Annotated in this window: 22 protein-coding genes; 10 read left to right on the top strand and 12 right to left on the bottom strand. The window is 75.2% G+C overall.

Annotated elements, in window-relative coordinates; all coding sequences use genetic code 11:
• Positions 1-28 precede the first annotated feature (28 nt).
• Positions 29-1,105 (bottom strand): tRNA (adenosine(37)-N6)-threonylcarbamoyltransferase complex transferase subunit TsaD, encoded by a 1,077-nt coding sequence (gene tsaD / locus ACWCRA_RS21075; RefSeq protein WP_451068302.1) that lies wholly within the window; start codon positions 1,103-1,105, stop codon positions 29-31.
• Between the two features lie 10 nt (positions 1,106-1,115).
• On the bottom strand, positions 1,116-1,523 hold the full coding sequence (locus ACWCRA_RS21070; RefSeq protein ID WP_451068301.1) for a hypothetical protein: 408 nt from the start codon (positions 1,521-1,523) through the stop codon (positions 1,116-1,118).
• A gap of 327 nt (positions 1,524-1,850) precedes the next feature.
• Here ACWCRA_RS21070 and ACWCRA_RS21065 point away from each other — a divergent pair, with 327 nt between their 5' ends.
• From ACWCRA_RS21065 to ACWCRA_RS21025, 9 genes are all read left to right on the top strand, one after another.
• Positions 1,851-2,585, top strand: a complete 735-nt coding sequence (locus ACWCRA_RS21065; protein WP_451068300.1) for a MerR family DNA-binding transcriptional regulator — start codon at positions 1,851-1,853, stop codon at positions 2,583-2,585.
• A gap of 218 nt (positions 2,586-2,803) precedes the next feature.
• Entirely contained in the window at positions 2,804-3,466 is a 663-nt protein-coding gene (locus tag ACWCRA_RS21060; protein ID WP_351555881.1) for a response regulator transcription factor, read from the top strand.
• 198 nt (positions 3,467-3,664) lie between these two features.
• Complete coding sequence (locus ACWCRA_RS21055) at positions 3,665-3,793, top strand: hypothetical protein (RefSeq protein ID WP_351555879.1); 129 nt, start codon at positions 3,665-3,667, stop codon at positions 3,791-3,793.
• Between the two features lie 186 nt (positions 3,794-3,979).
• Positions 3,980-4,894, top strand: coding sequence for a hypothetical protein (locus ACWCRA_RS21050; RefSeq protein ID WP_451068299.1), 915 nt, complete (start codon positions 3,980-3,982; stop codon positions 4,892-4,894).
• Positions 4,895-4,897: 3 nt separating this feature from the next.
• Entirely contained in the window at positions 4,898-6,730 is a 1,833-nt protein-coding gene (locus ACWCRA_RS21045) for a SagB family peptide dehydrogenase (RefSeq protein WP_451068298.1), read from the top strand.
• Positions 6,727-8,868, top strand: coding sequence for a YcaO-like family protein (locus ACWCRA_RS21040; RefSeq protein WP_451068297.1), 2,142 nt, complete (start codon positions 6,727-6,729; stop codon positions 8,866-8,868). Before ACWCRA_RS21045 ends, ACWCRA_RS21040 begins: the two co-directional genes overlap by 4 nt.
• 32 nt (positions 8,869-8,900) lie before the next feature.
• A complete protein-coding gene (locus tag ACWCRA_RS21035; protein ID WP_351555870.1) occupies positions 8,901-9,689 on the top strand; it encodes a DUF5944 family protein in 789 nt (262 codons plus the stop codon).
• Positions 9,677-10,855, top strand: coding sequence for a M16 family metallopeptidase (locus ACWCRA_RS21030; protein WP_451068296.1), 1,179 nt, complete (start codon positions 9,677-9,679; stop codon positions 10,853-10,855). The genes ACWCRA_RS21035 and ACWCRA_RS21030 overlap by 13 nt, the downstream gene beginning before the upstream one ends.
• Positions 10,852-12,039: a hypothetical protein gene (locus tag ACWCRA_RS21025; protein WP_451068295.1), complete on the top strand. Its 1,188-nt coding sequence runs from the start codon at positions 10,852-10,854 to the stop codon at positions 12,037-12,039. Before ACWCRA_RS21030 ends, ACWCRA_RS21025 begins: the two co-directional genes overlap by 4 nt.
• Positions 12,040-12,752: 713 nt before the next feature.
• Here ACWCRA_RS21025 and ACWCRA_RS21020 read toward each other — a convergent pair.
• From ACWCRA_RS21020 to ACWCRA_RS20975, 10 genes are all read right to left on the bottom strand, one after another.
• Positions 12,753-13,988, bottom strand: a complete 1,236-nt coding sequence (locus ACWCRA_RS21020) for an epoxide hydrolase family protein (protein WP_351555861.1) — start codon at positions 13,986-13,988, stop codon at positions 12,753-12,755.
• Between the two features lie 85 nt (positions 13,989-14,073).
• Positions 14,074-15,255 carry an MFS transporter gene (locus ACWCRA_RS21015; protein ID WP_351555858.1) on the bottom strand — a complete coding sequence of 394 codons (1,182 nt, stop codon included), beginning with the start codon at positions 15,253-15,255 and terminating at the stop codon, positions 14,074-14,076.
• Positions 15,252-15,848, bottom strand: coding sequence for a TetR family transcriptional regulator (locus ACWCRA_RS21010; protein ID WP_351555856.1), 597 nt, complete (start codon positions 15,846-15,848; stop codon positions 15,252-15,254). The genes ACWCRA_RS21015 and ACWCRA_RS21010 overlap by 4 nt, the downstream gene beginning before the upstream one ends.
• 86 nt (positions 15,849-15,934) lie before the next feature.
• Complete coding sequence (locus ACWCRA_RS21005) at positions 15,935-18,907, bottom strand: BTAD domain-containing putative transcriptional regulator (RefSeq protein ID WP_451068294.1); 2,973 nt, start codon at positions 18,905-18,907, stop codon at positions 15,935-15,937.
• Positions 18,908-18,938: 31 nt separating this feature from the next.
• Positions 18,939-19,883, bottom strand: a complete 945-nt coding sequence (locus ACWCRA_RS21000) for an AfsR/SARP family transcriptional regulator (protein WP_451068293.1) — start codon at positions 19,881-19,883, stop codon at positions 18,939-18,941.
• 19 nt (positions 19,884-19,902) lie between these two features.
• Positions 19,903-20,889 (bottom strand): zinc-dependent alcohol dehydrogenase family protein, encoded by a 987-nt coding sequence (locus ACWCRA_RS20995; RefSeq protein ID WP_351555848.1) that lies wholly within the window; start codon positions 20,887-20,889, stop codon positions 19,903-19,905.
• On the bottom strand, positions 20,886-21,770 hold the full coding sequence (locus tag ACWCRA_RS20990) for a carbohydrate ABC transporter permease (protein ID WP_451068292.1): 885 nt from the start codon (positions 21,768-21,770) through the stop codon (positions 20,886-20,888). The genes ACWCRA_RS20995 and ACWCRA_RS20990 overlap by 4 nt, the downstream gene beginning before the upstream one ends.
• A 7-nt stretch (positions 21,771-21,777) precedes the next feature.
• Entirely contained in the window at positions 21,778-22,743 is a 966-nt protein-coding gene (locus tag ACWCRA_RS20985; protein WP_451068291.1) for a carbohydrate ABC transporter permease, read from the bottom strand.
• Complete coding sequence (locus ACWCRA_RS20980; RefSeq protein ID WP_451068290.1) at positions 22,740-24,101, bottom strand: ABC transporter substrate-binding protein; 1,362 nt, start codon at positions 24,099-24,101, stop codon at positions 22,740-22,742. Before ACWCRA_RS20980 ends, ACWCRA_RS20985 begins: the two co-directional genes overlap by 4 nt.
• 36 nt (positions 24,102-24,137) lie before the next feature.
• Positions 24,138-24,899 (bottom strand): DeoR/GlpR family DNA-binding transcription regulator, encoded by a 762-nt coding sequence (locus ACWCRA_RS20975; protein ID WP_351555837.1) that lies wholly within the window; start codon positions 24,897-24,899, stop codon positions 24,138-24,140.
• 371 nt (positions 24,900-25,270) lie between these two features.
• Here ACWCRA_RS20975 and ACWCRA_RS20970 point away from each other — a divergent pair, with 371 nt between their 5' ends.
• The gene (locus ACWCRA_RS20970; RefSeq protein ID WP_451068289.1) at positions 25,271-26,032 is read left to right on the top strand and encodes a DeoR/GlpR family DNA-binding transcription regulator; all 762 of its coding nucleotides are present in this window, start codon (positions 25,271-25,273) and stop codon (positions 26,030-26,032) included.
• Positions 26,033-26,048 lie beyond the last annotated feature (16 nt).

Raw genomic sequence — 26,048 nt, 5'->3', positions numbered from 1 at the left:
CGCCTCCGGGCGGGGCCGGCCGGGTCCGTCACGCGGCCCGCGGTACGGAGGGCTCCGCGACCGGGTGCAGCGCGGCGTACTCCAGCGGCGCGGACGGGTCGATGGAGACAGTGAGCTGGGCGGGGTCGGCGTCCGCGCGCACCAGCAGGTCGCCGACCGCGGCGATCATCGCGCCGTTGTCGGTGCACAGCGACAGCGGCGGCACCCGCAGCTCCACCCCGGCGGCGGCGCACCGCTCCTCCGCGAGCGCCCGCACCCGGGAGTTCGCCGCCACCCCGCCCACCACGACCAGGGTCCGCACGCCGTACGCCCGGCAGGCGGCCAGCGCCTTGCGGGTGAGCACATCCGCGACCGCCTCCTGGAGGGAGGCCGCGCCGTCGGCCAGCGGCAGCTCCTCGCCCCGGACGCGCCGCTCCTCGGCCCAGCGCGCCGCGGCCGTCTTCAGGCCGGAGAACGAGAAGGCGTACGGATCGTCCTTCGCGCCGGTCAGCGGGCGGGGGAAGGCCACCGCGCACGGATCGCCGCCCCGGGCCGCCCGGTCGATCGCCGGACCTCCCGGATAGGGCAGACCGAAGACCCGGGCCACCTTGTCGAAACACTCCCCGGCGGCGTCGTCGACGGTGTCGCCCAGATGGAGGATGGGGTCGCGGACGAGATCGCGCACCAGCAGCAGCGAGGTGTGGCCGCCGGAGACGATCAGCACCACGCACGGGTCGGGCAGCGGGCCGTGCTCCAGGGTGTCCGCCGCGACATGGCCCGCCAGGTGGTGGACCCCGTACAGCGGCACCCCGGCCGTGTAGGCGAGGGTCTTCGCCCCCGCGAGCCCTACCTGGAGGGCTCCCGACAGGCCCGGACCGGTGGTGACGGCGACGGCGTCGAGGTCGGCGAGGCGCAGCCCCGCCTGGTCCAGCGCCTCCCGCACGACCGGACGGAAGGCGTGCAGATGGGCCCGCGCGGCGATCTCGGGGACCACGCCGCCGAACCGGGCGTGCTCGTCCATGCTCGACGCCACGGCGTGCGCGAGCAGCCGCCCGTCGGACACGATCCCGGCCCCGGTCTCATCGCACGACGACTCGATACCGAGCACGATCCGGCCTCGCGGCATGGTCTCTCCCTCACGACACGGTCATACTGCGCTGCCATGGTAGTTGCAAATCATGTGCAACAAGGGCGGGCGGTCGCGGGCGCCGGGGGGAGCGGCGGCGCCCCCCGGCGGCGCTGTCGACACGCCGGTGCCGCGCCCGCTCGTACCGCCGGCTGAGCCGCGCGGACGCCCCGCCCGCGCGCGGCAGCTCCCCGGGCGTACCGGACCCGGTGATCCGCCCGCCGCCGAGGGAGACCACCCGGTCCGCGCCGGCCGGGGTGGCGGGAGGGCGGGCGATCACGATCACGGTGCGCTCCGGGTCGTCGCCGAGGCCGACGACGGCGCGCGCGAGGGCGGCCTCGTTCTCGGGGCCGGGCGCGGAGGCCGCCGCGTCGACGAGCGTCCGCCGCGCGATCTCGGCGGCGGCGCCACAGGGCACGATCCCCGCGCCGCCGCGCCCAGGGCCGAGAGGAGCGCGCAGAGCGCGAGGCGGGTCCGGACCGGGGCGAGCGGCCGCGACAGGGCGCCGGTACTCGCGAGTCCGGCCGGCCGGTCCGCGTCCGGCGGGTGGGGCGGTGGTGCGCCGCCGCGCGGGCGTCTGTCGTGTCGGAGGCCATGCCTCCTCTTCCCCCCGGGGGCGGGCGGCGTCGCCGGGACCGCGGCCCCGTTGCTCCCGACACCCGCCGCCACCGGCGTCCCGGGGCGCGGCGGGCCCGGTCGCGATCTCCTGTTGAGACATCAAGGCGACATGATGTCAACTGGCCCCATGAACAATCCTCTTGGTGTCTCGATCGGCCAGGCAGCGGCTCTCTTCGGACTCGCGCCGTCCACCCTGCGATGGTGGGAGTCCCAACGGGTGCTTCCCGAGCCGCCCCGGGTCAACGGTCAACGGGTCTACACCGAGACCGGACTCCGCCGCGTCGGCCTGGCCTACCTCTGCTGTGTGGTGGGGGCGATGCCGCTCGAACAGGCCGCCGTCGTGACCGCGGGTGGCAGGGAACAGCACTGGCAGAGCACGGTGCGGGACCAGGCACGGCTGATCGAGGAGAAGATCGGACAGCTGCGGAGCGCGCACGCGTATCTGCTGCACCTGGTGGAGTGCCCCGACGACGACATCGTGGGGCTCTGCCCGGATCTCGATCTCGAACTGGTCGACCACACCCCGCGCGGGCGCGTCGCGACCCATGGCCTCGTCGCCGCGGCGCGGTCGATCCCGCGCCGTGCGGCGGGCCGCCGGCAGCGTGATGAAACGCCGCCGCAGCGTGAGGAAATTCCGGTGCCTCCGCCGCGCTGCGCCGTCTGTGCGGGGCCGGTCGCCCGGGCGGCGCGGGGGCGGCGGCGCACATACTGCTCGCGCGCGTGCCAGCAACGCCGGTACCGGGCGAGCCGGGAGAGCCGCGAGAGCCGGGAGCCCCGCGAGAGCGGTGCCGGGGGTGTCCGCGGGGACGGCGCCCGTCCCCGCCGTCTCCCTGTGGCCGGCCGCCCGCCCGGGACGCGATGATCTCCGGCCTCCCGGCCGCGCCGGGGCCGGCCGGGTCCCGTCCGGTCACGCCCTGGTCTCCGGCCGGTCTCCGCCGTGCGCGGGACAGTTGAAGACCAGGGCATTCCGGAGCGGCGCCGGACCCCTGCCTATGCTCGGGCCAAGGCGGCGCCGGCCAGGCGCGGATGAACTCAGCTCGGCCGTTTCCTGATGTCCCGCATTCGTGAGAAGGGGTCTCTGTGGCACGCTCATCCCTGAGGGAATTCCTGCCCGCGTCGACCGGAACCGCACCGAGTGCCTGCTCGATCGTGCTGGTCGGCCCCTGGTCCGCCGATGCCGCCGCGAGAATCGAGGAGGGCGCGGGGGCGGGTGTCCACCACTGTCCCGATCGCCAGGACCTGCTGGCGACCGTGCACGCCCGGCGGGCGGACTGGATACTGGCCGGGGCGGAACTCGACGACGGGGACATCCAGTACTTCTCCACCCGGGCCAACACGGTCCGCGAGAGCGTCCGGCTGGCGATCCTCGGCCGGGGACAGGACTGGCGGCGGTGCGAGCGCTGGATGCGGCGCGGGTGCCGTGTCTATTTGGACGAGACCGTCACGGGGCAGCGCGCGATCGCCGCGCTGCGGGCCGCGCACACCCTCGGCGTGAATGTGATCGACGGGGTCTTCTCCGAGGCGCTGCGGGCCCGCGCCGCCGGGCCCGCGCCCCATCTCACCCGCCGGGAGAGGGACGTTCTCGATCTGCTGCGGAGAGGGCTGCGCAACCGGGAGATCGCCGGGGCGCTCTTTCTCAGCGAGAACACGGTCGAATACCACATGCGCCATCTCCTCACGAAGTTCAGCGCGCGCAACCGGGTGGAGGTCGTGGAACGGGCCACCGCACTCGGCCTCGCCTGAGTTCCTGAGCGCCTGAGCCGGTCCCGCCCCGAGCCGGCGCTCGCCCTGAGCCGTCGCCCGCCCGGACCGGCCTCCCCCGAAACGGCGTTCCCCGCGGAGACACGGAGACTACGGCTATCCGGGATGTGACCTCGGTACCGCTCCGCATAATCTTCTGCCGTACGCCAAGGAATTCCCGGACGAAAGGACGGAAGAGCCATGGAAGACATCACGTTCGAGATTGTCGAGGAACAGGTGTCCAGCCTGGAGTCGATCGGTGTCGACGAGGGGTGCTCCACCTCGTCCAGCAGCTCCTCGCTCGACATCTCCGAGGTCGAGTTCGAGTAGTCGGACCCATCTCGGCGAAAGCGCGCCCACCATCCGCCCGTTGGCGGACCGTGGGCGCGCTTCCGTGCTGTTCCCACCCCGGGGCAGCCGGCCGGTGGGGCCGGTGGAGAACCCCCGGAATTCCGTGGTTCCGTACTACGGGAAATCGGTATCGGGAGGCCGGTCGATCGTCGCTAGGTTGGGAGCATGACCCAAGTCGAAGCGGCAGGGGACTCCATTGTCGGAGCGGTCGATGTCGAATGGAGGAAGCTGGGTGAATCACGCTGGGAAATCCTGGCGGGTGCCCGGAAGTTCGTTGTCGAGACAAGCGGCGAGAAGGCGGCCGGCCTCCGTCGCGTGATAGCCGATGTGCTGCCGAAGCTCACCCGCACCGCCACCCTGCGCGAGCAGCTCTCGGCGGCCGAGATCGAACGGCTGCTGCCCTACGCGGAGAAGCTCACCGCCATGGGCGTACTGCTCCGGCCGAAGGAGCCGATCGGCACGGAGGCGGAGCTGCGCCTCTACTCCTTCATCGCCCGTCGCACCACCGCCCCCGACGCGGTGTACGCGTCCGTCCGCAGGGCCATCGGCCTCACCGGCCCCGCCCGGGTGACCGACGCGCTCGGCGCGGCGCTGCTGCGGCAGGGACTGCGGGTGCGGGCCGGCGACGGCGAGGAGGGCGCCCTGAGCGCGGTCGTCTCCCTCGCGGACGAGGCCGGACTGCTGCGGTCCTGCCATGAACTCTGCGCGGCGGGGCGCTCCTTCCTCCCCGTGCTGGTCACCCCGGCGACGATCAGGCTCGGTCCCTGGACGATGCCCGGCGAGTCCGCGTGCCCGCGCTGCTCCGAGCCGTACGACACCACCGTCACGGCACGGGACAGCGGGGTCGCGCGCGACAGCTGGCCCACGCTCCAGTCCGGCTGCCTCGACTGGGCCGCCGGACTCGCCGCACAGCTCACCCTGCGCGCCCTCCTGCCCCAGGGGAGCGAGCACCCATGGGGACGGATCGTCACCCTCGACCCCGCCACCTGCGAGCAGACAACCGTGCACGCCTGGCGCGACCCCTACTGCGCCTCCTGTGCCGCCACCGGCCCCACCGCCCAGGAATGGCTGGAGTTCTGACCCATGGCCGACCTTCTCGCCCTCCCGGCCGAAGCGGCCGTGACCTCGCTGGGCTACGGCGTCCGCGCCCTGCCCCTTCCGCTGTACGTACGGGCCCACGCCGCCGCGCTCGTCCCCCTCGGGCACGCGGACGAACGTCTCGACCTCGCCGCCGCCGACATTCCGGTGCTCGATGTCGCCGTCGCCGCCGACCGGGCGGGGGCCGCGCTCCTGCTCGTCGCCGCGGCGGCCCGGGCACGGCTCGCACGGGCGGGGGAGCCCGCCGACACGGGAGCCGGGGCCGGCCGCGACGAGGCCCTGGCCCGGGCGGTGACCACCGGGCTCGCGCGCCGCCTGGACCGCGCGGGCGCCGTCGGGGGCACCCCTGTCGAAGGCATCCGTATCGAGGGCTGCGAGCCCGCCCGGGCGGCCCTGCGCGGCACCGGCGCCCGTATCGAATGCCATCTGCTGGGGGAAACGGCCTCGGTGCCGGTCATCGGAGCGGTGCTCCGCCTTCCCCGGCTGGCCCGTCCACTGCGCGCCGAGGTCTGCGATCTCGACCCCCGCCGGGGCGTCCGGCGCGCGGTGCGCGCGGTGCTGCGGCTGCTGGCCCTCGCGGAGCTGGCCGCGCTCGCCGGCCCCACGGCCCCCACGGCTCCGACGGCCCCCACGGCTCCGACGGACCCGGTGCGGGGCTCCGTCCCCCCGGCGGGCGGTGCCGGCCGGACCGGCGGGATCACCGGGCCCGGGGACATCATCGAGACCGGTGTGATCGCCCACGAGGATCTCCCCGAGGGGCCCGCCCCCGGGACGGAAACGGCGCTGCTCCGCTCCGCGCTGGCCCGCCACGGGCTGCGCGCACGGGTCCGGACCCTGAGCCCGGCCGGCGCGGGTGTCACCGTCGTGGCCTGCCGCATCACCCCCGCGCGCGCGGAGACGGCCGAGGAGCCCCGGACCGGCACCGGCACCGACGCCCCGCCGCCCCCGGGTCTGCGCGCCCCGCGCCAGCTCTCGCTCTCCTACCGGCCCGGCGATGTGCGGCTCAGCCGGATCTTCCACGAGAACTCCAAGATGCGCACCGCCTTCGGCACCCTGCCCGCCGTCGACATCGCTGGCATGGCCCCCGGCGCCCGCCGGCTCATCGGCCGGGCCCACCGGGACTTCCGCGACACCGCCCGCACCTACGACCTCACCGGCACACCCGCGACCGCCACGGCCACCGGGGAGCGGAGCACCGCTCTCGCGCCGCTGGACGAGTGTGTGCGCCGCCGCCGCTCCTGGGCGGCCATGGGCGGCGGCGCGCTGACCCGGGACCAACTGGCCCGGTTGGTGAGTCTCACCTGCGGGACCACGGGCAGCGGGGTCGCGGGGCCCGATGTCCGACTGCCGCTGCGGGCCACCCCGTCGGCGGGCGGGCTCTACTCCTGCGATCTCTTCCTGCTGGTCAACCGGGTCACCGGTATCGAGCCGGGGCTGTACTACGTGCACCCCGGCCGCCAGTGCCTGCAACTCGTCCGCTCCGACCGGACCTGGTCCGAGGTCACGGCGCGGACCGGCTACCGGGACCGGGCGGACCAGGCCGCCGCGATGGTCATCTACACCGGCGCCTTCCGCCGCAACCAGTGGAAGTACCGGGAGCGCGGCTACCGCACCGTCCTGCTCGACTGCGGCCATCTCGCGCAGAGCGTCGTCCTCACGGCCACCGCGCTCGGCCTGGTCGCCCACCCGATGATCGCCTTCATCGATGACTACTTCAACGACCTGGTGGGCGTGGACGGCGTCGACGACGCGGTCCTCTACCTCACCCTGCTGGGCCCTCCCGCGGGCCCCCGTTCCCGCACCGAGGAGACGGTATGACCACCGAGGCGCCCCGCGTGCTCCACCCGCTGGACGACGAGAACGGCTTCATCGAGACGGCCGCCGAGGTGCGCCGGATCAGGGGCACCGGGCTGCTCCGGCTCGCCGGGCGGTCCGCCGCCGCGCCGCCCCCGCCGAGCACCGGACCCGGGAGCCCCGGCGGCGGCGTCCTGGTCCTCGGCCCGGCCGCGCTGACCCGCCAGGCCGGCGCGGTCCTCGCGGAGGTGCCGGGACCGTCCCCCCGGATCGCGGACGAGGACAGCGAACCCGAACCCCTCATCACCCCGGGGGACGGACCGCGTCCCCCGCTGGCCGTCATCGCGACCCTCTCGCTCTTCGACCCCCGGACGGCACGCGCCGCCGAGCACTGCGTCCGCGCGGGCCTGCCGCATCTGGTGTACGGAGCGGCCGGCGCCGATGTGACCTTCACCGGACCGCTGTGGACCCCGGGGCGGACCGTCGCCTGCCATGAGTGCCTGCGCCTGCGGGTCAGCTCCAACTCGCCGCACGGCACGACCTGGCGCGCCTACACCCGCCATCTGGCACGGACCGGGGGACGGCCGTACGAGCACGAGGTGCGGCCCTGGACATCGGCACGGCTCGCGGGTGCCGCCGCCGGCCGGATCGCCGAGTGGGCCGCCGATCCGGCCCGGGCCCGCGACACCGTCCTGTGGCAGGACCCCGGCAGCCCCGACCGGGTCGAACGCCATCTGGCGATCGTGCCCAACTGCCCGGTGTGCGACGGAGGGCCGCCATCGCCCGAGCCGCCGGAATCGCCGGAGCCCCCGGGACCACCGGCTTCCGCTTCCGCTTCCCCTTCCCCTTTCCCTTCCGCCTCCGGTCCCGCGTCCCCGGGCCTGCGGGACGCCGAGGACGACCGTGTCGGCATCGTCCACGCGGCGAGCGTGCGCCGCGCGGAGAGCGGTCCGCCCGTCTATCTCAGCGGCAGCACATCCGCGGATCTCTCCCTGCTGCGTCCCTCCCTGCGGGTCACCCGCAACGGCGGAGCCGGATTCTCCAAGAGCGAGGCGGTCGAGGCGACCCTGGGGGAGTCCCTGGAGCGGTACGCCGCCGGTTTCTACCGGCCCTCCCGGCTGCGGCTGGCCCGCCGGCGCGAACTCGACGTCCCGGCGGTCGCCCCGGACGCGTTCGCGCTCTTCGCCCCGGAGCAGTACGCCCAACCCGGCTTCCCCTTCGTCCCGTTCGACGAGGACACCCCGGTCCGCTGGACGTCCGCGACCGATCTGGCCACCGGCGCCCCCGTCCTCGTACCGGCCTCCCAGGTCCATATGCACTACCGGCGGCTGCCCGGGGAGAGCCCCATCGCCCCCTCCGTCTCCACCGGTCTCGCCGCCGCGCCCACCTACCGGCAGGCGCTGGTGGGCGGCCTCTGCGAGATCATCGAGCGGGACGCGCTGGCGATCTCCTGGCTGCACCGGCTGCCCCCGCGCCCGGTCGCCCCGGAGGTCGTCGCCGCCTCCTCCCGCGTCTCGTATCTGCTGGAGCAGGCCACGGCCTGGCGCGTGCGGTTCCACGACCTCTCCCTGGACCTCGCGCCCTCGTCCGTGGTCGCGGTGATGGAGCACGGCAGCGGTGCCGACCGGGTGATGTCCTTCGGCAGCGCCTGCCGGCTCTCGCCCGTGAAGGCGGTGGAGAAGGCGTTCCTGGAGGCCGCGCAGGGGCTCACCTATGTCCGCCGGCTGCTGCGGCGGTACGAGGACTGGCAGGTCGCGGAGGACTTCTCCGATGTCGACGACTTCAACAAGCACGCCGTTCTCTACACGAAGCACCCGGCCCTGCGCGAACGGGCCGGCTACCTCGTCCACCCCTCGTCGCCGGCGCCCCGCACCCGCCCCGCGCGCCCCCCGTACGACGAGTCCGCCGCGCCCGCCGACCCGCTCGACACCCTGGTCGAGGCGGTGCGCGCCGCCGGGCACTCCGTGTACGCGGTGGATCTGACGACCCCCGACGTCCGCCGGCTCGGTGTGCGCGTCGTACGCGTCCTGGTGCCCGGCCTCCAGCATCTGGCGGGCAGCCACGGCTGCCGGATGCTCGGCGGGCGCCGGCTGCGCGAGGTCGTGGCCCGGCTCGGCCACGACTCCGCGCCGGACAACCCCTATCCGCATCCGCTGCCGTGAGCACCCGCACCCCGTTTGTGGAGGAGCCCGCCATGTCCGCGTCGTTCACCCTCACCCCCGCGATGTCCGTCGTACGGAACACGGACTTCGGCGGCACCGCCGACATCGCCGCCGTCTTCGGCGCGCACACCGAGAGCCGGCAACTGCCCCCGGGAGCGACCCCGCTGGAGTGCGCGATCGCCACCGAGGCGGTCGGCGGCGGGGTACGGCTGACCTTCACCAGCGCGGTGGGCGCCGCGCCGCCCGCCCCGGGCACGGTCGTGGCGCACAAGTTCTTCTTCGTGGACCGCGAGGAGTGCCGGGTCCGGCTGCACGAACTCACCCCCCAGCAGCCCTCCGCCACCACGGAACTGCTGGTCCTGCTCCCCGAGGGGCAGGAGCGGGACTACTGCCACGCCTCGGTCTACGACGCGGAGAACCGGCTGCTCGCCACCCACGCCGTGGTCTTCGACCGGCGCGGCCGGCATGTGCAGTACGCCTTCACCGGGCAGTACGTCTCACCGCTGCGGGTGGACCGGGCCGAGCTGCGACTGGTCCGCGATAACGCCGGGCGCCGGGTGGCCCGCTGGTGCGTCGGTCTCGAAGGGCTGGACGCGCCGGAACCGGTCACCGTGGCCTGGGAGGCGTCCGGGCTGGTGCACACCACCGAGCTGGTCTGCACCCCGGGGCGGCCCCGGGTCCACCACGACATGCCGCTCGACGACAACCCCCGCCTCGCCCCCGGGGACTGGGTGGTCATCGCCACCGACGAGAAGGGGCGGCTGCTCGCCCAGACCCTGGTGGCGCTGACCCCCGCGGAGGCCGCCGCGTGGCCGTCCTGAGCGCGGCCGGGCGCGCATACCCGGCCGGGCCCCGGTCCACCGGCCGGGGCCGCCCCGAAACGATCGGCGTCGAGCGCCCCGGGGCGCGGCTCGCGGCCGTACGGCTCCAGGTGCGGGTGGGCAGCGCCGACGAGGGGCCCGGTGAGCACGGTCTCGCCCATGTGGTGGAGCACCTGGTCGTACGCTCCCTGCCGGCCGGCGGACGGACCGGCCCGGGTGTGCTCGCCGACGCCAGGACGGGCCGCGAGCACACCGCGTACAGTGCCCTGGTCCGCCGCGCCGACGCCCCGGCCGCCCTGGTCACCCTCGCCGCCGCCCTCGGTGAACTGCGGCTGCCGCCCGGGGCGCTCGGCGCGGAACTCGCCGGAATCCGCCAGGAGACCGCCCAGCGGCACGCGGACCCGCGCTGGCGACTCCAGGAGGCCCTGCTGGGGGCTCTCTGGGCGGGCACCTCCCACGCCCACTCGCCGCTCGGCGACCCCGCCGTGCTCAACGCCCTCACGGAGGAGAGAGTGCGCCGCTTCCACGCACGCTGGTACCACCCGTCGCGCGCCACGGCGGTGGTGGTGGCGGACCGGCCGGGCGAGGTGCTGACCGCCGCCGCCGGCGCGTGGCCCGGCGACCGGGCCGGGCACGGCGCTCCCGCCGACTCGGCGGCCCGGGGCGCGGGACCCGCCGCGCGCGGTGTCCGCCTGGCCCTCCCCGCCGCGCCGCCCGGTCCGAGGCCGTCCCGCCCGCCGTCCCGTCCGGCGGGGCGCCGGACGGTGGGGCTGGCCTTCGTGGCCGGGCCCCGCGACCCGTATCTGCGTGCCTGCCAGGACCTCGCCCGGCGCGCGGTGCGGGCGGAGAGCGGACTCGACGTCCAGGTGGGGGAGTTCGGGGGGTACGCGTGCGTGTGGGCGATGCTCGCCGCGCCGGACGCCGAAGCCGGCACCCTGGCCCTGCGCCGGGCCCTGCTCCGGACCCGGGAGCGGCTGCTCGGCCCGGACGGTGAGCGGCTGCTGCGGGCCGGGGCACTGATACCCGCCCTGCGGGCGGCCGACGCCCCCGACGCCGTCGCGGCCGGCGCGGCCGGGGCGGCCGTGGCCGCTCCCGAGACGGTGCGCGCGGCCGATGCCGCCGCGGTGACCGAGTCGTGGGAGCGGCACATCGGGGAGATCCCGTGAGCGAGGGGCCGGTGGTCGTCGGCGACGCCGGCGGGAGCAGGGTGATCGCGGCCCGGGAGCGGGGGAGCGCGGTGGCCGCCGCGACCCTGGCCGTGCCGCTCACCGACGACCGGCCCGCCGCCGTCGCGGCGCCGCTCCTCGCGGCGTGCTGGGCGCGGGAGGTGGCGCGGGCCGCCCGGCGGGCCGGTGCGGCCGTCCGGGCCGACCCCGTGACCACGCCGGACTGGGCCGGCGTCACGGTGGAGAGCCTGCGCGCCGACCATCCGTGCCTCCGCTCGCTGCCGGAGTGGTTCGCCGGGGCGGCGCGGGTGCCGGAGTCCGGGTACGAGGAGGTGCGGGCCGCGTGCCTGGCCCGCCTCGCGGCGGAGGACCAGCGGTCGGACGGGGTGCGGCGGGCGCTGTTCGGCCCGGCGCACCGGTACGGCATCGGCCACGCCGAGCGCGTCCGGGCGCTCGCCGGCTGCGGACCCGACGAGGCGGCCGTGCTCTCCGGCCGGGTGCTGGGGGCGGCGCCACCCGTGCTCGCGCTCTCCCACGCCGACCCGGCGGACCTGCCGGGGCTGCTCACGGCCCTCTCCACCGGGCGGCGGCCGGTGGCCCGCCCCGCCCCCGGGCCTGCGCGCGTGGCGGGCCCCGTGACGGTCTCGGTCCCGGCGGGCACCGGCCTCGTCCACCAGCTCCGCGCCACCCCCGGGGTGGGCCTGGGCAGCCCCGACAAGGCGGCGGTGCATCTGGCGTGGGCGCTGCTGGGCGGCCGTGACGGGCTGCTCGACCGGGAGTTGCGCGGTGAGCGTGCCCTCACGTACTCGCTGGCGGCCTTCAGCCGGGAGTTCGCGGCCGGGGGGTACGGGCTGACGGTCGCCACCTGCGCGGAAGGGGCGCGGGAGGAGGTGGCGGCGCGGACTGTGGCGGTGATCGGGGGGCTGGGGCGCGGGGAGTTCGCCGGGGGGCTTCTCGCGGCCGCGAGGGAGCGGCTGATGGTTCGGTACCTCGGGGCGGAGCACCGTGCCCGGGGGTGCACGGAGCGGCTCTGCGGGTACGCGGTGGCAGGGCTGGACCCGGAGGAGAGCGCGCGCTATCCGAGCGCGCTGCTGCGGGTGACGCGCCGCGAGGTGTGCGGGGTGGTCCGGCACTACCTCCGCCCGACTGCCGACGGGGAGGCGCCCACCCCCGCCACCACATGAGCCCGCACCCGCCCCCGGTGCGGCCGGCCCTGCCCGGGCTGGGGGAGTTTGAGGGCGGAACCCGCACCACAGGGTGCCGCACCCTGCGACCACCAGCCCGTCCGGCGCTTGAGGACGGACCCCGCGTCACGGACGGCCGCACCGTGCAAGATGCAGCCCGTCTGGGGGCACCTTCCAGAGGGAGCTCTGGGGGAGTTTGAGGATGGAACCCGCACCACAGGGTGCCGCACCCTGCGACCACCAGCCCGTCCGGCGCTTGAGGACGGACCCCGCGCCACAGGACACCTGCACAATCCCAGCCCGCCCGGCAAACCCAGCCGGTCTGGGGGTACCTCCCGGAGGCAGCTCTGGGGGAGTTTGAGGACGGCCCCTGTGCCACAGGACCCCGCACAGTGCGGGCCACGGTCGGGGGCCTGCCCCCGAACCCCCGCTCCTCAATCGCCGGAGGGGCTGGGTTTGCTCAGGTCGCCGGAGGGGCTGGGTTCTTGTGCCTTGGCCCGGCGGTGGGGCTGGGTTCTTGTGCCTTGGCCCGGCGGTGGGGCTGGCTCTCGTGCCTCGGCCCGCCGGCCGGGCCGGAGGTTCTGCCTCGGCCCGCCAGCCGGGTCGGAGGTTCTGCCTCGGCCCGTCCGGTGGAGGAACCCGACCTGCCCGGAGGCACCCCTCCCCGAGGCAGCTCCGGCCCCGCGCGCCGCGGGACCGCCCCGCCCCGGGGCTCACGGTCTGCGGGTGCGGAAGGTGCGGCGCAGATCGCTCACCCACGCGTCCGGGATCTCCCACGGAATGAAGTGACCACCCCGCTCATGCGCGTTGACATTCACATGACGGAAGTACTCGCCCTGCGGGCCACCCCGGAACCCCCGGACCCGCTCCGCGGCACCACGCACCCCGGGCGGATTCTCGTACGTCACCAGCGTCACCCCCACGGGCGCCTCCACCACCGGCGTGCGGTCGTGGGCGGGGACCCACGGGTAGCGGTTGGCGTTGGCGTAGTACCGCATCGATGTGGCGATGGAATTGTTCACCCAGTAGATCGTGGCGTGGGTCAGCAGATCGTCCCTGGTGAAGACGGACTCGACATCCCCGCCGTTGTCGCTCCAGCCGTTCCAGCGTTCCAGCAGCCACGCGAGCAGCCCGGCGGGTGAGTCGCTCAGCCCGTGGGCCAGCGTGGCACCGTCCAGCATGTGCACCGCGAGGTGCGACGCCCAGCGGTGGTCCAGTTCGACGACGCGCGCGCGGACATCGGCGGGCTGGTCGTCGGTGAGAGGGCGATGGCGGGCGAAGTCCCAGGCGCGGGGGCCGGAGAAGAAGTCGAGCGGCAGCCCGGAGCCGATGTGGATGCCGTACAGCTCGTCCGCGTACTTGTGGCCGAGCTGCCCCGCCACGATCCCGCCGATGTCGCAGCCCCCGGCGGCGTACTTCTCGTACCCCAGGGTCTCGGTCATCAGGGTGTGCCAGAGGTCGGCGACCTTCCAGAAGTTGACGTCGGGGAAGCCGGTGAGCGGGCCGGGGAAGCCGAAGCCGGGCAGTGACGGCACGATGACGTCGAACGCGTCGGCGGGGTCGCCGCCGTGCGCGGCCGGGTCGGCGAGCGGGTCGATCACCTTCGACCAGTGCCAGAACGTCCACGGCCAGCCGTGGGTGAGGATCAGCGGAACCGGGCGGGGGCCCCGGCCCGCCCTCCGCAGGAAGTGGACCGGGACACCGGAGACGTCCACCCGGTAGTGCTCATAGGCATTGATGGCGGTCTCGGCGGCGCGCCAGTCGTAGCCGTCCCGCCAGTGGGCGACCAGTTCACGGAGATAGCTCTCCGGGACACCGTAGGACCAGTCCTCGTTCCCCTCGTCCAGCGCCGGCCGGGTCGAGGCGAGACGGACGCGCAGGTCGTCGAGGACCTCGTCCGGCACATGGATCGGGGTGGGCTCCAGAGGGAAGGGGCGTGCGGTGGTCATGGCGTGGTCCTCACCGGGTCGGGGGAACGCTGTCGTCGGGCCGGTTGCCCAGGGTGCCAGCCGACGACGCGCTCCGCGTACCGGTTTACGCCGCGGGCGCGTCCCGCCGGGAGAGGAGGACCACCGCGAGGGCGGCCGCGAGACCGCAGGCGACCAGGGTGGTGGCGGGGACACCCGCCGCTTTCGCGGTGGCGCCCGCCAGCAGTGGCGCGGCCGCGAGTCCGCCGGTGTAGGCGAGGTTGTAGAGGGCGTACGCGGCCCCGTACGCGGCCGGCCTGGTGTGCTCGGCGAGCGCTCCGATGAGGACCAGGGTGGGCGCGAGGACGAGTTGCGCCCCGAAGCCCACCACGACCAGGCCGGTGACGGACCACCCCGTCGAGTCGCGCCCGGCGAGGAGGAAACCGAGGGCGGCGACGAGCGCCCCGCAGGCGGCTATGCGGTGCGCACCGGCCCTGTCCGTGAGCATCCCCGCCACCGGGGCGGCCAGGCTGCCGCCCAGTGCCGCGGCGGCGAAGACCAGACCGATGCCGGTGGTGCCGAGACCGAGACCGTCCAGATGCAGCGGCAGCACCGGCTCGGGGAAGGCGATCGCCCCCGCGCCGAGGGCGGTCAGCGCGATCAGCAGGGCGACCCGGGGCCCCCGGACCACCACCCGGTAGGGGGTGCGCACATCGAGTGCGGGGGTCTCCTTGATGAGGACGAGGCGCGCCACGGCGTCCCCGGCGGCGAGCGCCGCGATGACGAGGAACGGGGCGCGCGGGCCCCAGGCGTCGCTGAGCACTCCGCTGACGGCGGGGCCGAGCAGCACTCCCGCGCCGATGGCCGAGAGCGCGATCCCCATGACCCGGCCGCGCCGTTCGGGTGCGTGGGTGGCCGCGATCAGAGCCAGCCCGGATGTCCAGGAGGCGGCCGCCGCGATCCCCTGCGCGGCGCGGGCCAGGAGGAGCAGGGCCAGTCCCGCCGCGCCCTCGCTGTCCACCGCCGCGGCGAACAGCACGGTGGCCGCGGCGAGTCCGGACAGCCCGGCGAGCATCGGCGCCCGGGGGCCGCGCCGGTCGACCCAGACCCCGACGAAGGGGGTGGCCGCGAGCAGCGCTAAGGCGTAGACGGCGAAGAGCAGCCCGGCGACGAGCGGCGAGCCGCCGACGGCGGGGAGGTCGGGCAGCAGCGGGACGATGCTGCCGTACAGGAACATGTCGACGCCGAGCGCCAGCGCGGTGACGGCGACTGCGGCACCGGGACGGGTGCCCGTGCGGGTCTCGGTCATGGCAGGAGTCCTCTGACGAAGGGGGCGACACCGGAGGCGTCGTCCGGTGGGAGGAGGGCCGGGTCGGCGGCGGCGAGCAGGGCCGTGCCGCACAGCCAGGCCAGCACGTCGGCGGCCGCTCCGGCCGGTGGGACCGCCGGGGCCGGCCGGGGGTCCGCGTCCGCGAAGAAGGCTTCGAGTTCGCGCCGCCACTCGCCCAGCGCGGACGCCTTCGCGGCCCGCCCCCCGGGCAGGGCCGCCGCGTCGGGCGGACCGTCCAGTGTCAGGGTCAGCAGGGCGCGGAACCGGGCGTCGTGGCGCAGCAGCCGCAGCCAGGTGGTGAGGAAGCCGCGCAGACGCTCGTCGTGCGGCGCGTCGGAGGCGAGGACGGACCACACCGGGTCGCTCACGGCCGCCCAGGTGTGGGTCATGACGGCGGTGTGGAGATCGGTCTTGTCCCGGAAGTGGTGGTAGAGCGCGCCGCGCGTCAGCCCGGCCCGCTGGGCCACATCGGCCAGTCGCGCCGACGCGATCCCCTGCTCGGCGAAGAGGAAGAGGGCCGCTTCCATCAGGGAGGCCCGGGTCTGAGCGGCTTCTTCCGCGGTTCTGCGCACCCGGGCAGCATACATGCGTGTACGTATGTATGTCCCCCGGACCGGACAGCCCGGGCCCCCACAGCCCGGGCCCCCGCCGCGAGACCTCACGTCCCGAACCCCGCCTCGTCCCGGTCCGCGTCCTCGCTCGCGTCAGCGTGAGCGTCCGCGCTCCGTCCCCACGCGCGCACCACCCGGTCCAGCCGCACCAGCGGAACCGGCGGGGTCTCCGCCAGCGCCAGATACTCCGTCGCGCACCCGCCGTCGCGCGCCTCCGGCAGCGGCCCCGCCATCCCCCGCGAGGACAGCGCCCGCCGGGCCAGTTCCCCGGCCCCGAGGCCGGTGGCGGTCTCCAGGAGGAGGGCCCGGTCCCGCAGATGGCCCGACACCTCCGGCTCCCCGTCGACCCGTCTCAGCCACTCCACGACCAGGGTGTGCGCCACCGCGCGGTCCCGGGCCGGCCACCCCGTCCGGGCCACCTGGCACTCCAGGGTGTCGCGGAAGCCGTAACGATGGCCGAACGCCTCGCCGCCACCGGCCCGGACCAGCACCCGCCGGCCGACCAGCTCCTCCAGCAGACCCGTCGCCTCCGCCTCGTCCAGCCCGCAGGCCGCCGCCACCGCCCCGGGCCACGCGGCCTCACCGATGACGGCCACCGTCTCCGCCGTCCGCCGCAGCACCCCGGGAAGCGCGGCCGGACCCACCCGGGCCCGGTGGCGCAGCCCGGCGGGGAGGACGACACCCCCGGCGGTGCCGCGCCGCCGGGCGCCGCCCGCCGTCACCAGCTCCGTGTACGCCTCCACCACCCGGGGGTTGCCGTCCGCCACCTCCGCGAGCAGCCGCGCGAACCGCCCCGTGAGCGGATGCCCCCCGCTCCGCTCCGCCACATACCGCGCGACCGTCGCCGCGTCCCAGGGCCGGAGCGCGAACACCCGGCACACCCCCGGCAGCCGCCAGCCCGGTCTCCGGTCCAGCAGGCCCGGGCGCGCGGCGGCGACCACCACCGGGGAACCGCCCTCCCCGGCACAGCGCTCGACCAGATCGAGCACCGCGTCCTCGGCGAGGTCGAGATCGTCGACGAGCACCAGCACCCGACGGCCCGGTGAGCGCACCGACATCACCAGCGGCCACCAGGCGGCCAGGATCTCCGCCGGAGCGAAGAGTCCCCCCTCCGGGCCCGCCCCGCCCACCAGCGGACCCAGCCGGGACAGAATCCGGTCGGGGTCGTCGAGGCCGCCGGGGCCGGCCCGGCGGACCGTTCCGACGAGCCTGCCGAAGGCCACCGCGTCGGAGTCCCCCTCCGCGATCCCGCAGCACGCGCGCAGCCCGGCGGCGAGCAGCCGCAGCGTGCCGCCGTCCACGGCGGCCACCGGGGCCCGCACCACCAGGGGAGGCCGGCCGCGGCGCCACGGCGCCCGCTCCACCTCGCTCAGCAGCCGGCTCTTGCCGAGCCCCGCCTCCCCGGTCACCAGCACCAGCCGGCCCGGCGGTTCGTCCCCGCCCTCCGCCAGCAGCTCCCGGAGCGACTCGGTCTGCCGCTCCGGAACACCGGGGGTGACGACCGCGCCCACCGGCGCCGGCCGGGCGCGCGCACCCCGGGCGGCCCAGACCCGGGGCTCCCGGCCGGCGGGCCGGAACTCCAGCCGCTCCGCCGTTCTGCGCCGGGTCTCCTCCGTCACCCACACCTCCCGGTCGCCGGCCCGGAGCACCAGCTCCTGGGCCTCGTCCACCGCGCGGCCGGTCACCGAGAGCGGCGCGCCGGCCCGCGCGGGACAGTCGATCGCCACCTCCCCGGTCGCCACGGCCACCCCGACCGCCACCGGCGGAGCGTCCCAGTGGTCACCCGAGAAGTGATGGCGCAGGGAGAGCGCGGCCGAGACGGCGCGCCACGCGTGGTCCCGGTCATGAGGACCCGTATCGGCGAACACCAGCAGCCAGAAGGCCCCGACCCGGGCCGCCACCCCGCCGCCGAAGCGCCCGGCCTCCGCCCGCACCCGGCGGCCCACCTCGTCCGGCGCGCTCTCCCCGCCCGAACCGTCCCAGCCGTCCCAGCCGTCCGCACCATCCGAGCCGCCCCCGCCCGGCCCCGGACGCCGGGCCGTCGCCCGGAGCAGCACCACCGTCACCTCGCCGCGGACCTCCGCCGGACGGGCCGGAGGGACCGTCCGAAGAACCGGATGCTCCCGTTCCGGGCCGGACGCGGACACCGGCGGAAGCAGGGGCCGCCGGACGGAGCCCCCGTCGAGCACCACCGACTCGTGCGAGGGACGCAGCAGCCCCGGATCGTGCGAGAGGACCGCCCGGTACAGCTCCCGCACCTCGCGCCCCGGCTCCAGCCCCAGCTCCCGGTCGAGGAAGGCGACGAACTCCTCGTACGCGGCCAGCGCCTCGCTCTGCCGCCCGCAGCGGTAGAGCGCCGTCAGCAGATGCGCCAGGAGCCGCTCCCGGTGCCGCGCCCCGCGCACCGTCCGCTGAATCCCCGGCAGTACGCGATGGTGGTGCCCGAGCCGCAACTCGGCGTCGAAGCAGTCCTCCAGAACATCGAGCCTGGCCTCCTCCAGCGCCCGCAGCTCCGGCCAGGAGACCCCCGCCTCCACCAGATCGGACAGGGCCGGGCCACGCCACAGCGCGAGCGCCTCCCGCCACAGACCGGACGCCGCGGACAGCAGCCCGTCCGCGCTCCGGGCCCGCCCCCGGGCGGCCAGCTCCTGGAAACGCAGCAGATCGACCTCGTACGGCTCGGCCCGCAGCATGTACCCGGGCGCCCGGGTGAGCAGCCGGGGGCCCGGCCCCTCCGGCCCCTCCGGCCCCTCGGCGAGTGCCGTCCGCAGACGCCAGACCGCGTTCTGCACCGACTTGCGCGCCGACGGCGGCGCGGAGTCCCCCCAGAGCGCGGTGATCAGTCTGCTGGCCGGGACGACCTGATTGCTGTGCAGCAGCAGACAGCCGAGGGCCGCCCGCCGCCGGGGGCCGCCCAGCGGAAGGACATCGGAGCCCCGGGTGACCTCCAGCGGCCCCAGCAGACGCAGCCGGACCGAGGGGGAGGCGCGCGTCCCCGGTTCCGGATCAGGGCGGTTCATGCGACTCCCCCGGATCGTGGCACTTCGCCGCTCACGGACGCGCGGGCTCCACCGGGCGGTGGAAGGGCAGATAGGGGCCGAGCAGCGCCGGGTCGTGACGGAGCACCGCCCGCTGGAGCCCGCGCAGCTCCGGGCAGGGCTCGCCACCGCCGCTCCGGACGAGCGCGTCCCGCGAACGCCGGTACACCCGCGTCGCGTCGACATGCCGGCCCACCCGGTACAGCGCGAGCATCAGCGGCCCGGTGAGCCGGGCGCGGCGCGGCTGCTCCTCGGCCGCGACCGTCAGCTCACGGACCACCTCGTGGTTGCGGCCCAGGGCGAGATCGGCGGTGACCCGCCCGTACAGCGCGGCCCACCGCTCCTCGCGCACCGCCTCCGGCTCGGGCCACCACGCGCACTCGGCGCCCAGATCCGCCAGCACGTCACCGCGCCACAGGCCCAGCGCGCGCCGCAGCGTGGTCGCCGCCGACGCCCACTCCCCATGGGCGAGTTCACGCCGGCCCCGGGCCGCCTCCCGCCGGAACCGGAGCAGGTCGACCCGGTCGTACGGCACCGTCAGCCGGTATCCGCCGTCCCCGTCCCCGGCCCCGGGGGAGGGCGCCGACACCGCGAGACCCCGCCCGGACGGCAGCGCGTCCCGCAGCGCCGACACCGCGCCGTGCACCATCCTCCCGGCCGTGGCCGGTTCCTCGGCAGGCCAGAGGGATCCGGTCAGCGAGGCCGGGGAGACGTCCTCATTGGCGTGCAGCAGCAGAAAGCCGAGCACGGTGCGGACCCGCCGGCTGCCCAGCGGCGCGGACCGGCCGCCCGCCACGACCTCCAGCGGGCCCAGCACCCTCAGCTCCGGCTCCGCGCCCGGACGCGACCGCACCCCGCCGGCCGGGGCGTGGCGCCGGTCCCGGGGGCGCGCCGCCCGGAGCGCGGAGCCGCTCCCCCGGACGGTACGGGCGGTACGGGCCGTCTCCGTCGCGCTCACGCGGGCTCCGCTCCCCGCCTCACGGCTCCACCACGATCTTGCGCCCCCGCCCGGCCCGGAAGTCCCCGATGGCCTCGGGGTACCGGTCCAGGGGGAGCCGGTCGCTGATGAAGACGGCCGGGTCCAGGACGCCGGCCGCGAAGAGCGCGGCGGCCCGCTCGTAACTGTGCAGCACGGCCATGGAACCCGTGATGGTGATCTCCTGGTTGTAGATGCGGTACGGCTCGATGACCGCGGTCGTCGCGTAGTCGGCGACCCCGAACTGGAGGAAGGTGCCGCCCTTGGCGACGCGGCCCAGGCCGTCCTGGATGGCGGACGCGCTCCCGGTGGCGTCGATGACGATGTCCCACCCCCGCCGGTCCAGTTCGCCGGCGTGCGCCCCGGCCCCCGACACCCCCAGCTCCCGCGCGGTGGCGAGCCGCGCGGGATTGATGTCGAGGACGTCGACACGGGCGGCTCCGGTGCGCTTGGCCAGCTCCAGCATCATCAGACCCATCGTCCCCGAGCCGTAGATGAGGACCTCCGCGCCGAGGGTGCCGTTCAGCACGTCGTACCCCCGGATCGCGCAGGAGAGCGGTTCGATGAGCGGGGCGTCGCGCGGATCGATGTGCTCCGGCAGCCGGACGCAGTTGGCCACCGGGGCGAGGGCGTACTCGGCCGCGCCCCCGGCCACGGTCACCCCGATCGCCGCCCACCGGTCGCACAGATTGCCCCGCCCGGCCCGGCAGTAGCGGCACTCGTGGCAGGAGAGGGAGGGGTCGACCGCCACCTGGTCGCCCGGGGCCAGCTCGGAGACCTCCCTGCCGACACCCACCACCTCGCCCGCGAACTCGTGCCCGGGAACGATGGGCAGCGTGGGGGCGAACTCGCCCTGGAGGATGTGCAGATCGGTGCCGCACAGCCCGCAGGCCGCGACCCGCACCACCACCTCGCGCGGCCCCGGCACCGGATCGGGGACGGTGGTGAGGGAGATGGTGCCGGGCGCCTCGATGACCGCAGCCCTCATTTGACCGCTCCTAGGGAAAGGCCCTGGACGAGTCTGTCCTGGGCGGCGAAGCCGGCGGCGAGCACCGGCAGGGACACGACGACCGAGGCGGCGCACAGCTGGGCCAGGAAGAGACCCTGGCTGGTGACGAAACCGGTCAGGAACACCGGGGCGGTCTGGGCGGTCACCGAGGTGAGCACCCGTGCGAAGAGCAGCTCGTTCCAGCTGAAGATGAAGCAGATCAGCGCGGTGGCCGCGATACCGGGGCCGGCGATCGGCGCCACGACACGGACGAGGACGGCCGGCACCCCGGCCCCGTCCACCCGGGCGGCCTCGATGACCGCGACCGGCACATCCGCCAGGAAGGACTGGAGCATCCAGACCGCGATCGGCAGATTCATCGAGGTGTAGAGGATGACCAGCAGCCAGATGTTGTCCAGCATCCCGGTGTCCCGGGCGAGGAGATAGACCGGCAGCAGCCCCGCCACCACCGGCAGCATCTTGGTGGAGAGGAAGAAGAACAGGACATCCGTCCACCGGCGCACCGGCCGCACCGAGAGCGCGTAGGCGGCGGGCAGCGCCAGCACCAGGACGAGCAGGGTGGCTCCGAGGCTCGCCGTGACCGAATTGATCAGTGGCGGCCAGGGGGTCGCGCCGCCGCCGCCGTCGAAGAACGCGCGGTAGCCGTCCAGGGTCAGCGGCGCGCCGAGCGCCGGCGGGACGGCCGCCGCGTCGGTCTCGGAGCGCAGCGAGGTGAGCGCCATCCACAGCGCCGGCAGACAGAAGGTGATCCCGGCCCCCCAGGCCAGCAGGGTGAGCGCGGCGCCGCGCCGTCCTCTGCGGCGCGCGGCCCCGGACCGGGCCCGGGAGTCCGGGCGCGGGGCGGGTGCGGCGGCGGTCATGAGCGGATCACCCCTTCGCGGCGGCGTCGTGGAGCAGGGAGGAGACCACCCGCAGGGCGAAGGTCGCGATCACGATCGTGCCGATCACGACCACGACGCCCGCGGCCGAGGCCACTCCGTACTCATGGGCCTGGTAGAACGTCTGGTAGACGGTGTACGGGAGGTTGGCGGTGCCCAGCCCTCCGGAGGTGAGGGTGAAGACCGCGTCGAAGTTCTGCACGATGTGGATCGAGCCGAGCAGCACGCCGAGTTCGAGATAGCGCCGCAGATGCGGCAGGGTCAGATGGCGGAAGAGCTGCCAGGCGTTCGCCCCGTCGAGCCGGGCCGCCTCCATCGCGTCGGCGGGCCGGCTCTGCAGCCCGGCGAGCAGGATCAGCATCATGAAGGGCGTCCACTGCCAGACCAGCGACGCCTCCACCGCGATCAGCGGCATGGCGGAGATCCAGTCGGCGCGCGCCGGGGTGTCGTCGCCGAAGAGCCCGGTGAACCATGTCCACGCGCCGTTGAACAGCCCGTACTCCGGGTTGTAGAGGGCGTGTTTCCACAGCAGCGCGGCGGAGACGGGGACGAGGAGGAAGGGGGTGATGAACAGGGTCCGCACCAGCCCCCGGCCCCGGAAGGCGCGGTTCAGCAGCAGCGCGAACAGCAGGCCGAGAACCACACTGGCCACCACCACCGTCGCGGTGAGCAGGGCCGTGGTGAGGACCGACTCCCGCAGGGCGGGATCGCGGGCGACGGCGGCGTAGTTGGTGAACCAGGCGAAGCGCCGGTCGTCGGGGGCCAGCGCGTTCCAGTCGAAGAGCGAGATCACCAGGGTCGCCACGAAGGGCAGTTGGGTGACCGCGACCAGGAAGACGAGGGCGGGCAGCAGGGGCGCCCGGGTGGCCCACACGCGCGGGCGGCCCGCCCGGGGACGGACGGCCGACGGCGCGCGGGGGGCCGAGCGCGGGGGAGTGGCCGGCGGGGCGCTCACCGCCGGTACCCCTCGGCGACCTTCTCCGCCAGTTCCTGCGAGGTCCGCAGCGCCTCGCCGACGGACTGACGGCCCGCGATGGCGGCGCTGATCTCCCGCGACACCCGGGTGCCGAGATCGGTGAACTCCGGGATGCCGACGAACTGCACGCCGGGGGCGGGGCGCGGCTGCGTGCCCGGATTCCGGGGGTCGGCGCTCTCGATGGCGCCGCGGGTGACGGCCGCGAAGGCGGCGGCCTCCCGGAGGTAGGCGGGGTTGCGGTAGGTGGACGCCCGCTTCCCGGCCGGTACGCGGGCCCAGCCCAGCTCCGCGCCGACCAGCTCCTCGTACTCCTTGCCGGCGGCCCAGGAGATGAACCGCCAGGCGCTGCCGGGGTTGGGGGACGCCTTCTGCATGGCCCAGGCCCAGGTGTAGAGCCAGCCGGACGCGTCCGTCCGCTCGACGGGCGCCGGGACGTACCCGATCTTTCCCCGGACCGGTGAGTCCTCGGCCTCCAGGGACCCGGCGGCGGCCGTGGCGTCGTACCACATGGCCGTCCGGCCCTGGATGAGGCTGTTGAGGCACTCCGCGTAGCCGGACTGCGCGGCTCCCGCCTGCCCGTGCTCACGGACCAGACCGACGTAGAACGCGGTCGCCCTGGTGAACTCGGGCGAGGTCAGCCGGGCCCGCCAGTCCTCGTCGAACCAGGTGCCGCCCATCGTGTTGACGACGGTGGTCAGCGGGGCGATCATCTCGCCCCACCCGGGGAGCCCGCGCAGACAGATCCCCTTCATCCCGTCCCGGGCGCCGTCGGCCCGCTCCGCGAGGCCGGCGACCTCACGCCAGGTCGGCTTCCGGGGCATCGTCAGCCCCTTCTCGGCGAAGACGTCCTTGCGGTACATGAGAAACGACGACTCGCCGTAGAAGGGTGCCGCGTAGAGCTTGCCGTCCTCGGCGGTGAGCGAGGTGGTCAGCGGCTGGAGGATGTCCTTCCGGTCGAAGGGCGTGTCCTTGGCGATGTAGTCGTCCAACGGGCGCAGCCACTGGTTCCTCGCGTAGATGGGGACCTCGTAGTTGCTGATGGTGGCGATGTCGTACTGACCGGCCTGGTTGGCGAAGTCCTGGCTGATCTTGTCGCGTACATCGTTCTCCGGCAGGACGGTGAACTCGACCGCGATACCGGTCTCCCGGGTGAAGTGGTCCCGGGTGAGCCGGCGCAACTCCATCATCTGCGGGTTGTTCACCATGAGGACATGGAGGGTGCCCGGCCCCGATGAGCCGCCGCCCGCCCCCGTGTATCCGCATCCGGCGACCAGCAGCACAGCGGCGGCGATGGCTCCGGCGCGCCTCATCACGGATCGTCGCCTCCGAGCGGGCATGACACCTCCTGGGTACGGGTGTGGAGGGGCGGGCGGTCACACGGGCAGGACCCTGGGGCCGAGCAGGGAGTAGCGCCGCACCTCCGTCCGCGGCACATCCGTGTCGGTGACGATGGCCTCCAGATCGCGGACGGCGGCGTAGCGGCAGCGGCGCACCCTGCCGAACGCCGTGTGCGCCGCCACCAGGACGCGGCGCCTCGACCCCCGTACGACCTGGGACCTGACCGCGGCGACCAGCGGGTCGGTCACGGTGAGACCGTGTTCACGGGAGACACCGCCGCCGCCGAGGTACGCGAGGTCGATCACGAACCCGGCGAGCATCCGGGCCGCCTCCCGGTCGGCCGTGGCGAGGGTGGCGGCGCGCACCCGGCCGCCGAGCAGCAGGACCGTGAACCTCTCCGCGTCGCCGAGCGCGTGCGCCGCGGTCAGCGACGGCGTGACGACGGTGAGGGCCCGCTCCCTGGGCAGCGCCCGAGCGATGAGCTGCTGGGTCACGCCCTCGTCGATGAAGACCGTCTCGGCGGGGCCCAGCAACCCGGCCGCCGCCGCCGCGATCCGCGCCCGGGCCGGCGCGTCGGCCGCGGCCCGGGGCGGGAGCGGCCGGGGCGGCTCCGCCCTCCCCACCGGGTGCGCCCCGCCGTGCGTCCGGCGGATCAGCCCCTCGTTCTCCAGCACGGTCAGATCCCGGCGCACGGTCTCCCGGGCGACGGTGAACCGCGCCGCCAGATCCGCGACGGCGACCGCGCCCGCTCCGCGGGTGAGGTGGAGAATCCTCAAACGCCGCTCTTCCGCGTCCACGTGGCCGCTCCCGACATCGCCTGGACAGACTGCCCGTTCGGGCCCTGGACTGTTTCTACCGTCCGGTGACCGGCTGTGACCAGGCGGTTCGTGACAGGAATGATGTCCGTTCGTGCCCGTTTCGTACCATCCGTAACCGCTGGTCAGACGATCAACGGGAGCGGAGGGGAGGCGTTCGCTTGCCCGAAGGCGCGGTGGGCCGGGCCCGTTCCCTGCCCGTTCGCCGGCGCGGAGCCATCGGTCCGCCGCCGGCCGGCCGGGCTCGTGGCCGGTGCAGCCATCATGGTCAACACCCCGTGGGGGCGGGGAGAATGTGCCCTTCGCGCGACATCCGCCGGAGTGTCGCCCCGGAGAAGAGAGGAGCGCGGACCGTGGACGCCGACAGCCGCCGACAGGAGATCCTCACCGTGGCCCGCCGGGACGGCTCGGTCTCCGTCACCGCGATCGCCCGGGTGCTCACCGTCTCGCCGGAGACGGTACGGAGGGATCTGCGGGCCCTGGAGGCGCTCGGGCTGGTGCGCAGGGTGCAGGGCGGCGCCCATCCGGTGGAGAGCGCCGGGTTCGAGACGACCCTCGCCACGCGCACCCGCCAGTGGGTGCCGCAGAAGACCAGGATCGCGGCGGCCGCCGCCGATCTCCTCGGGGAGGCCGAGACGGTCTTCATCGACGAGGGCTTCACCCCGCAGCTGATCGCCGAGGCACTGCCCGGCGACCGCCCGCTGACCGTCGTCACCGCCTCCCTCGCCACCGCGTCCTGCATGGCCCGCCGGGAGAGCGCGCAGGTGATCCTGCTCGGCGGGCGGGTGCGCGGCGGCACGATGGCCACGGTCGACCACTGGGCGACGGCGATGCTCGCCGAGTGCGTGATCGACCTCGCGTACATCGGCGCGAACGGCATCTCGCGCGAGTACGGCCTCACCACCCCCGATCCGGCGGTCGGCGCGGTGAAGGCCCAGGCCATCAAGTCGGCCCGGCGCCATGTCCTCTTCGGCATCCACACCAAGTTCGGCGCGGTGAGCTTCTGCCGCTTCGCCGAGCCCGCGCAGTTCGAGACCATCGTCACCGACACCGCGCTCCCGGCGGCGGAGGCCCAGCGCTATGCGCTGCTGGGCCCCCAGGTGCTCCGGGTGTAGGGCGCCCGCCGTCCTT

The sequence above is a fragment of the Streptomyces sp. NPDC001889 genome, from assembly GCF_053594535.1.
Note: the sequence above shows the minus strand (reverse complement) of the source record. Positions and strands in the feature narration are given on the sequence as shown.

What these genes read in the sequence shown, in the direction of transcription:
- tsaD (WP_451068302.1), bottom strand. Translation starts at nt 1,105, where the DNA reads ATGCCGCGAGGCCGGATCGTGCTCGGTATCGAGTCGTCGTGCGATGAG.
- ACWCRA_RS21040 (WP_451068297.1), top strand. Translation starts at nt 6,727, where the DNA reads ATGACCACCGAGGCGCCCCGCGTGCTCCACCCGCTGGACGACGAGAAC.
- ACWCRA_RS21055 (WP_351555879.1), top strand. Translation starts at nt 3,665, where the DNA reads ATGGAAGACATCACGTTCGAGATTGTCGAGGAACAGGTGTCCAGCCTG.
- ACWCRA_RS21020 (WP_351555861.1), bottom strand. Translation starts at nt 13,988, where the DNA reads ATGACCACCGCACGCCCCTTCCCTCTGGAGCCCACCCCGATCCATGTG.
- ACWCRA_RS20980 (WP_451068290.1), bottom strand. Translation starts at nt 24,101, where the DNA reads ATGCCCGCTCGGAGGCGACGATCCGTGATGAGGCGCGCCGGAGCCATC.
- ACWCRA_RS20990 (WP_451068292.1), bottom strand. Translation starts at nt 21,770, where the DNA reads ATGACCGCCGCCGCACCCGCCCCGCGCCCGGACTCCCGGGCCCGGTCC.
- ACWCRA_RS21005 (WP_451068294.1), bottom strand. Translation starts at nt 18,907, where the DNA reads ATGAACCGCCCTGATCCGGAACCGGGGACGCGCGCCTCCCCCTCGGTC.
- ACWCRA_RS21050 (WP_451068299.1), top strand. Translation starts at nt 3,980, where the DNA reads ATGACCCAAGTCGAAGCGGCAGGGGACTCCATTGTCGGAGCGGTCGAT.
- ACWCRA_RS20995 (WP_351555848.1), bottom strand. Translation starts at nt 20,889, where the DNA reads ATGAGGGCTGCGGTCATCGAGGCGCCCGGCACCATCTCCCTCACCACC.
- ACWCRA_RS21045 (WP_451068298.1), top strand. Translation starts at nt 4,898, where the DNA reads ATGGCCGACCTTCTCGCCCTCCCGGCCGAAGCGGCCGTGACCTCGCTG.
- ACWCRA_RS21015 (WP_351555858.1), bottom strand. Translation starts at nt 15,255, where the DNA reads ATGACCGAGACCCGCACGGGCACCCGTCCCGGTGCCGCAGTCGCCGTC.
- ACWCRA_RS21035 (WP_351555870.1), top strand. Translation starts at nt 8,901, where the DNA reads ATGTCCGCGTCGTTCACCCTCACCCCCGCGATGTCCGTCGTACGGAAC.
- ACWCRA_RS21065 (WP_451068300.1), top strand. Translation starts at nt 1,851, where the DNA reads ATGAACAATCCTCTTGGTGTCTCGATCGGCCAGGCAGCGGCTCTCTTC.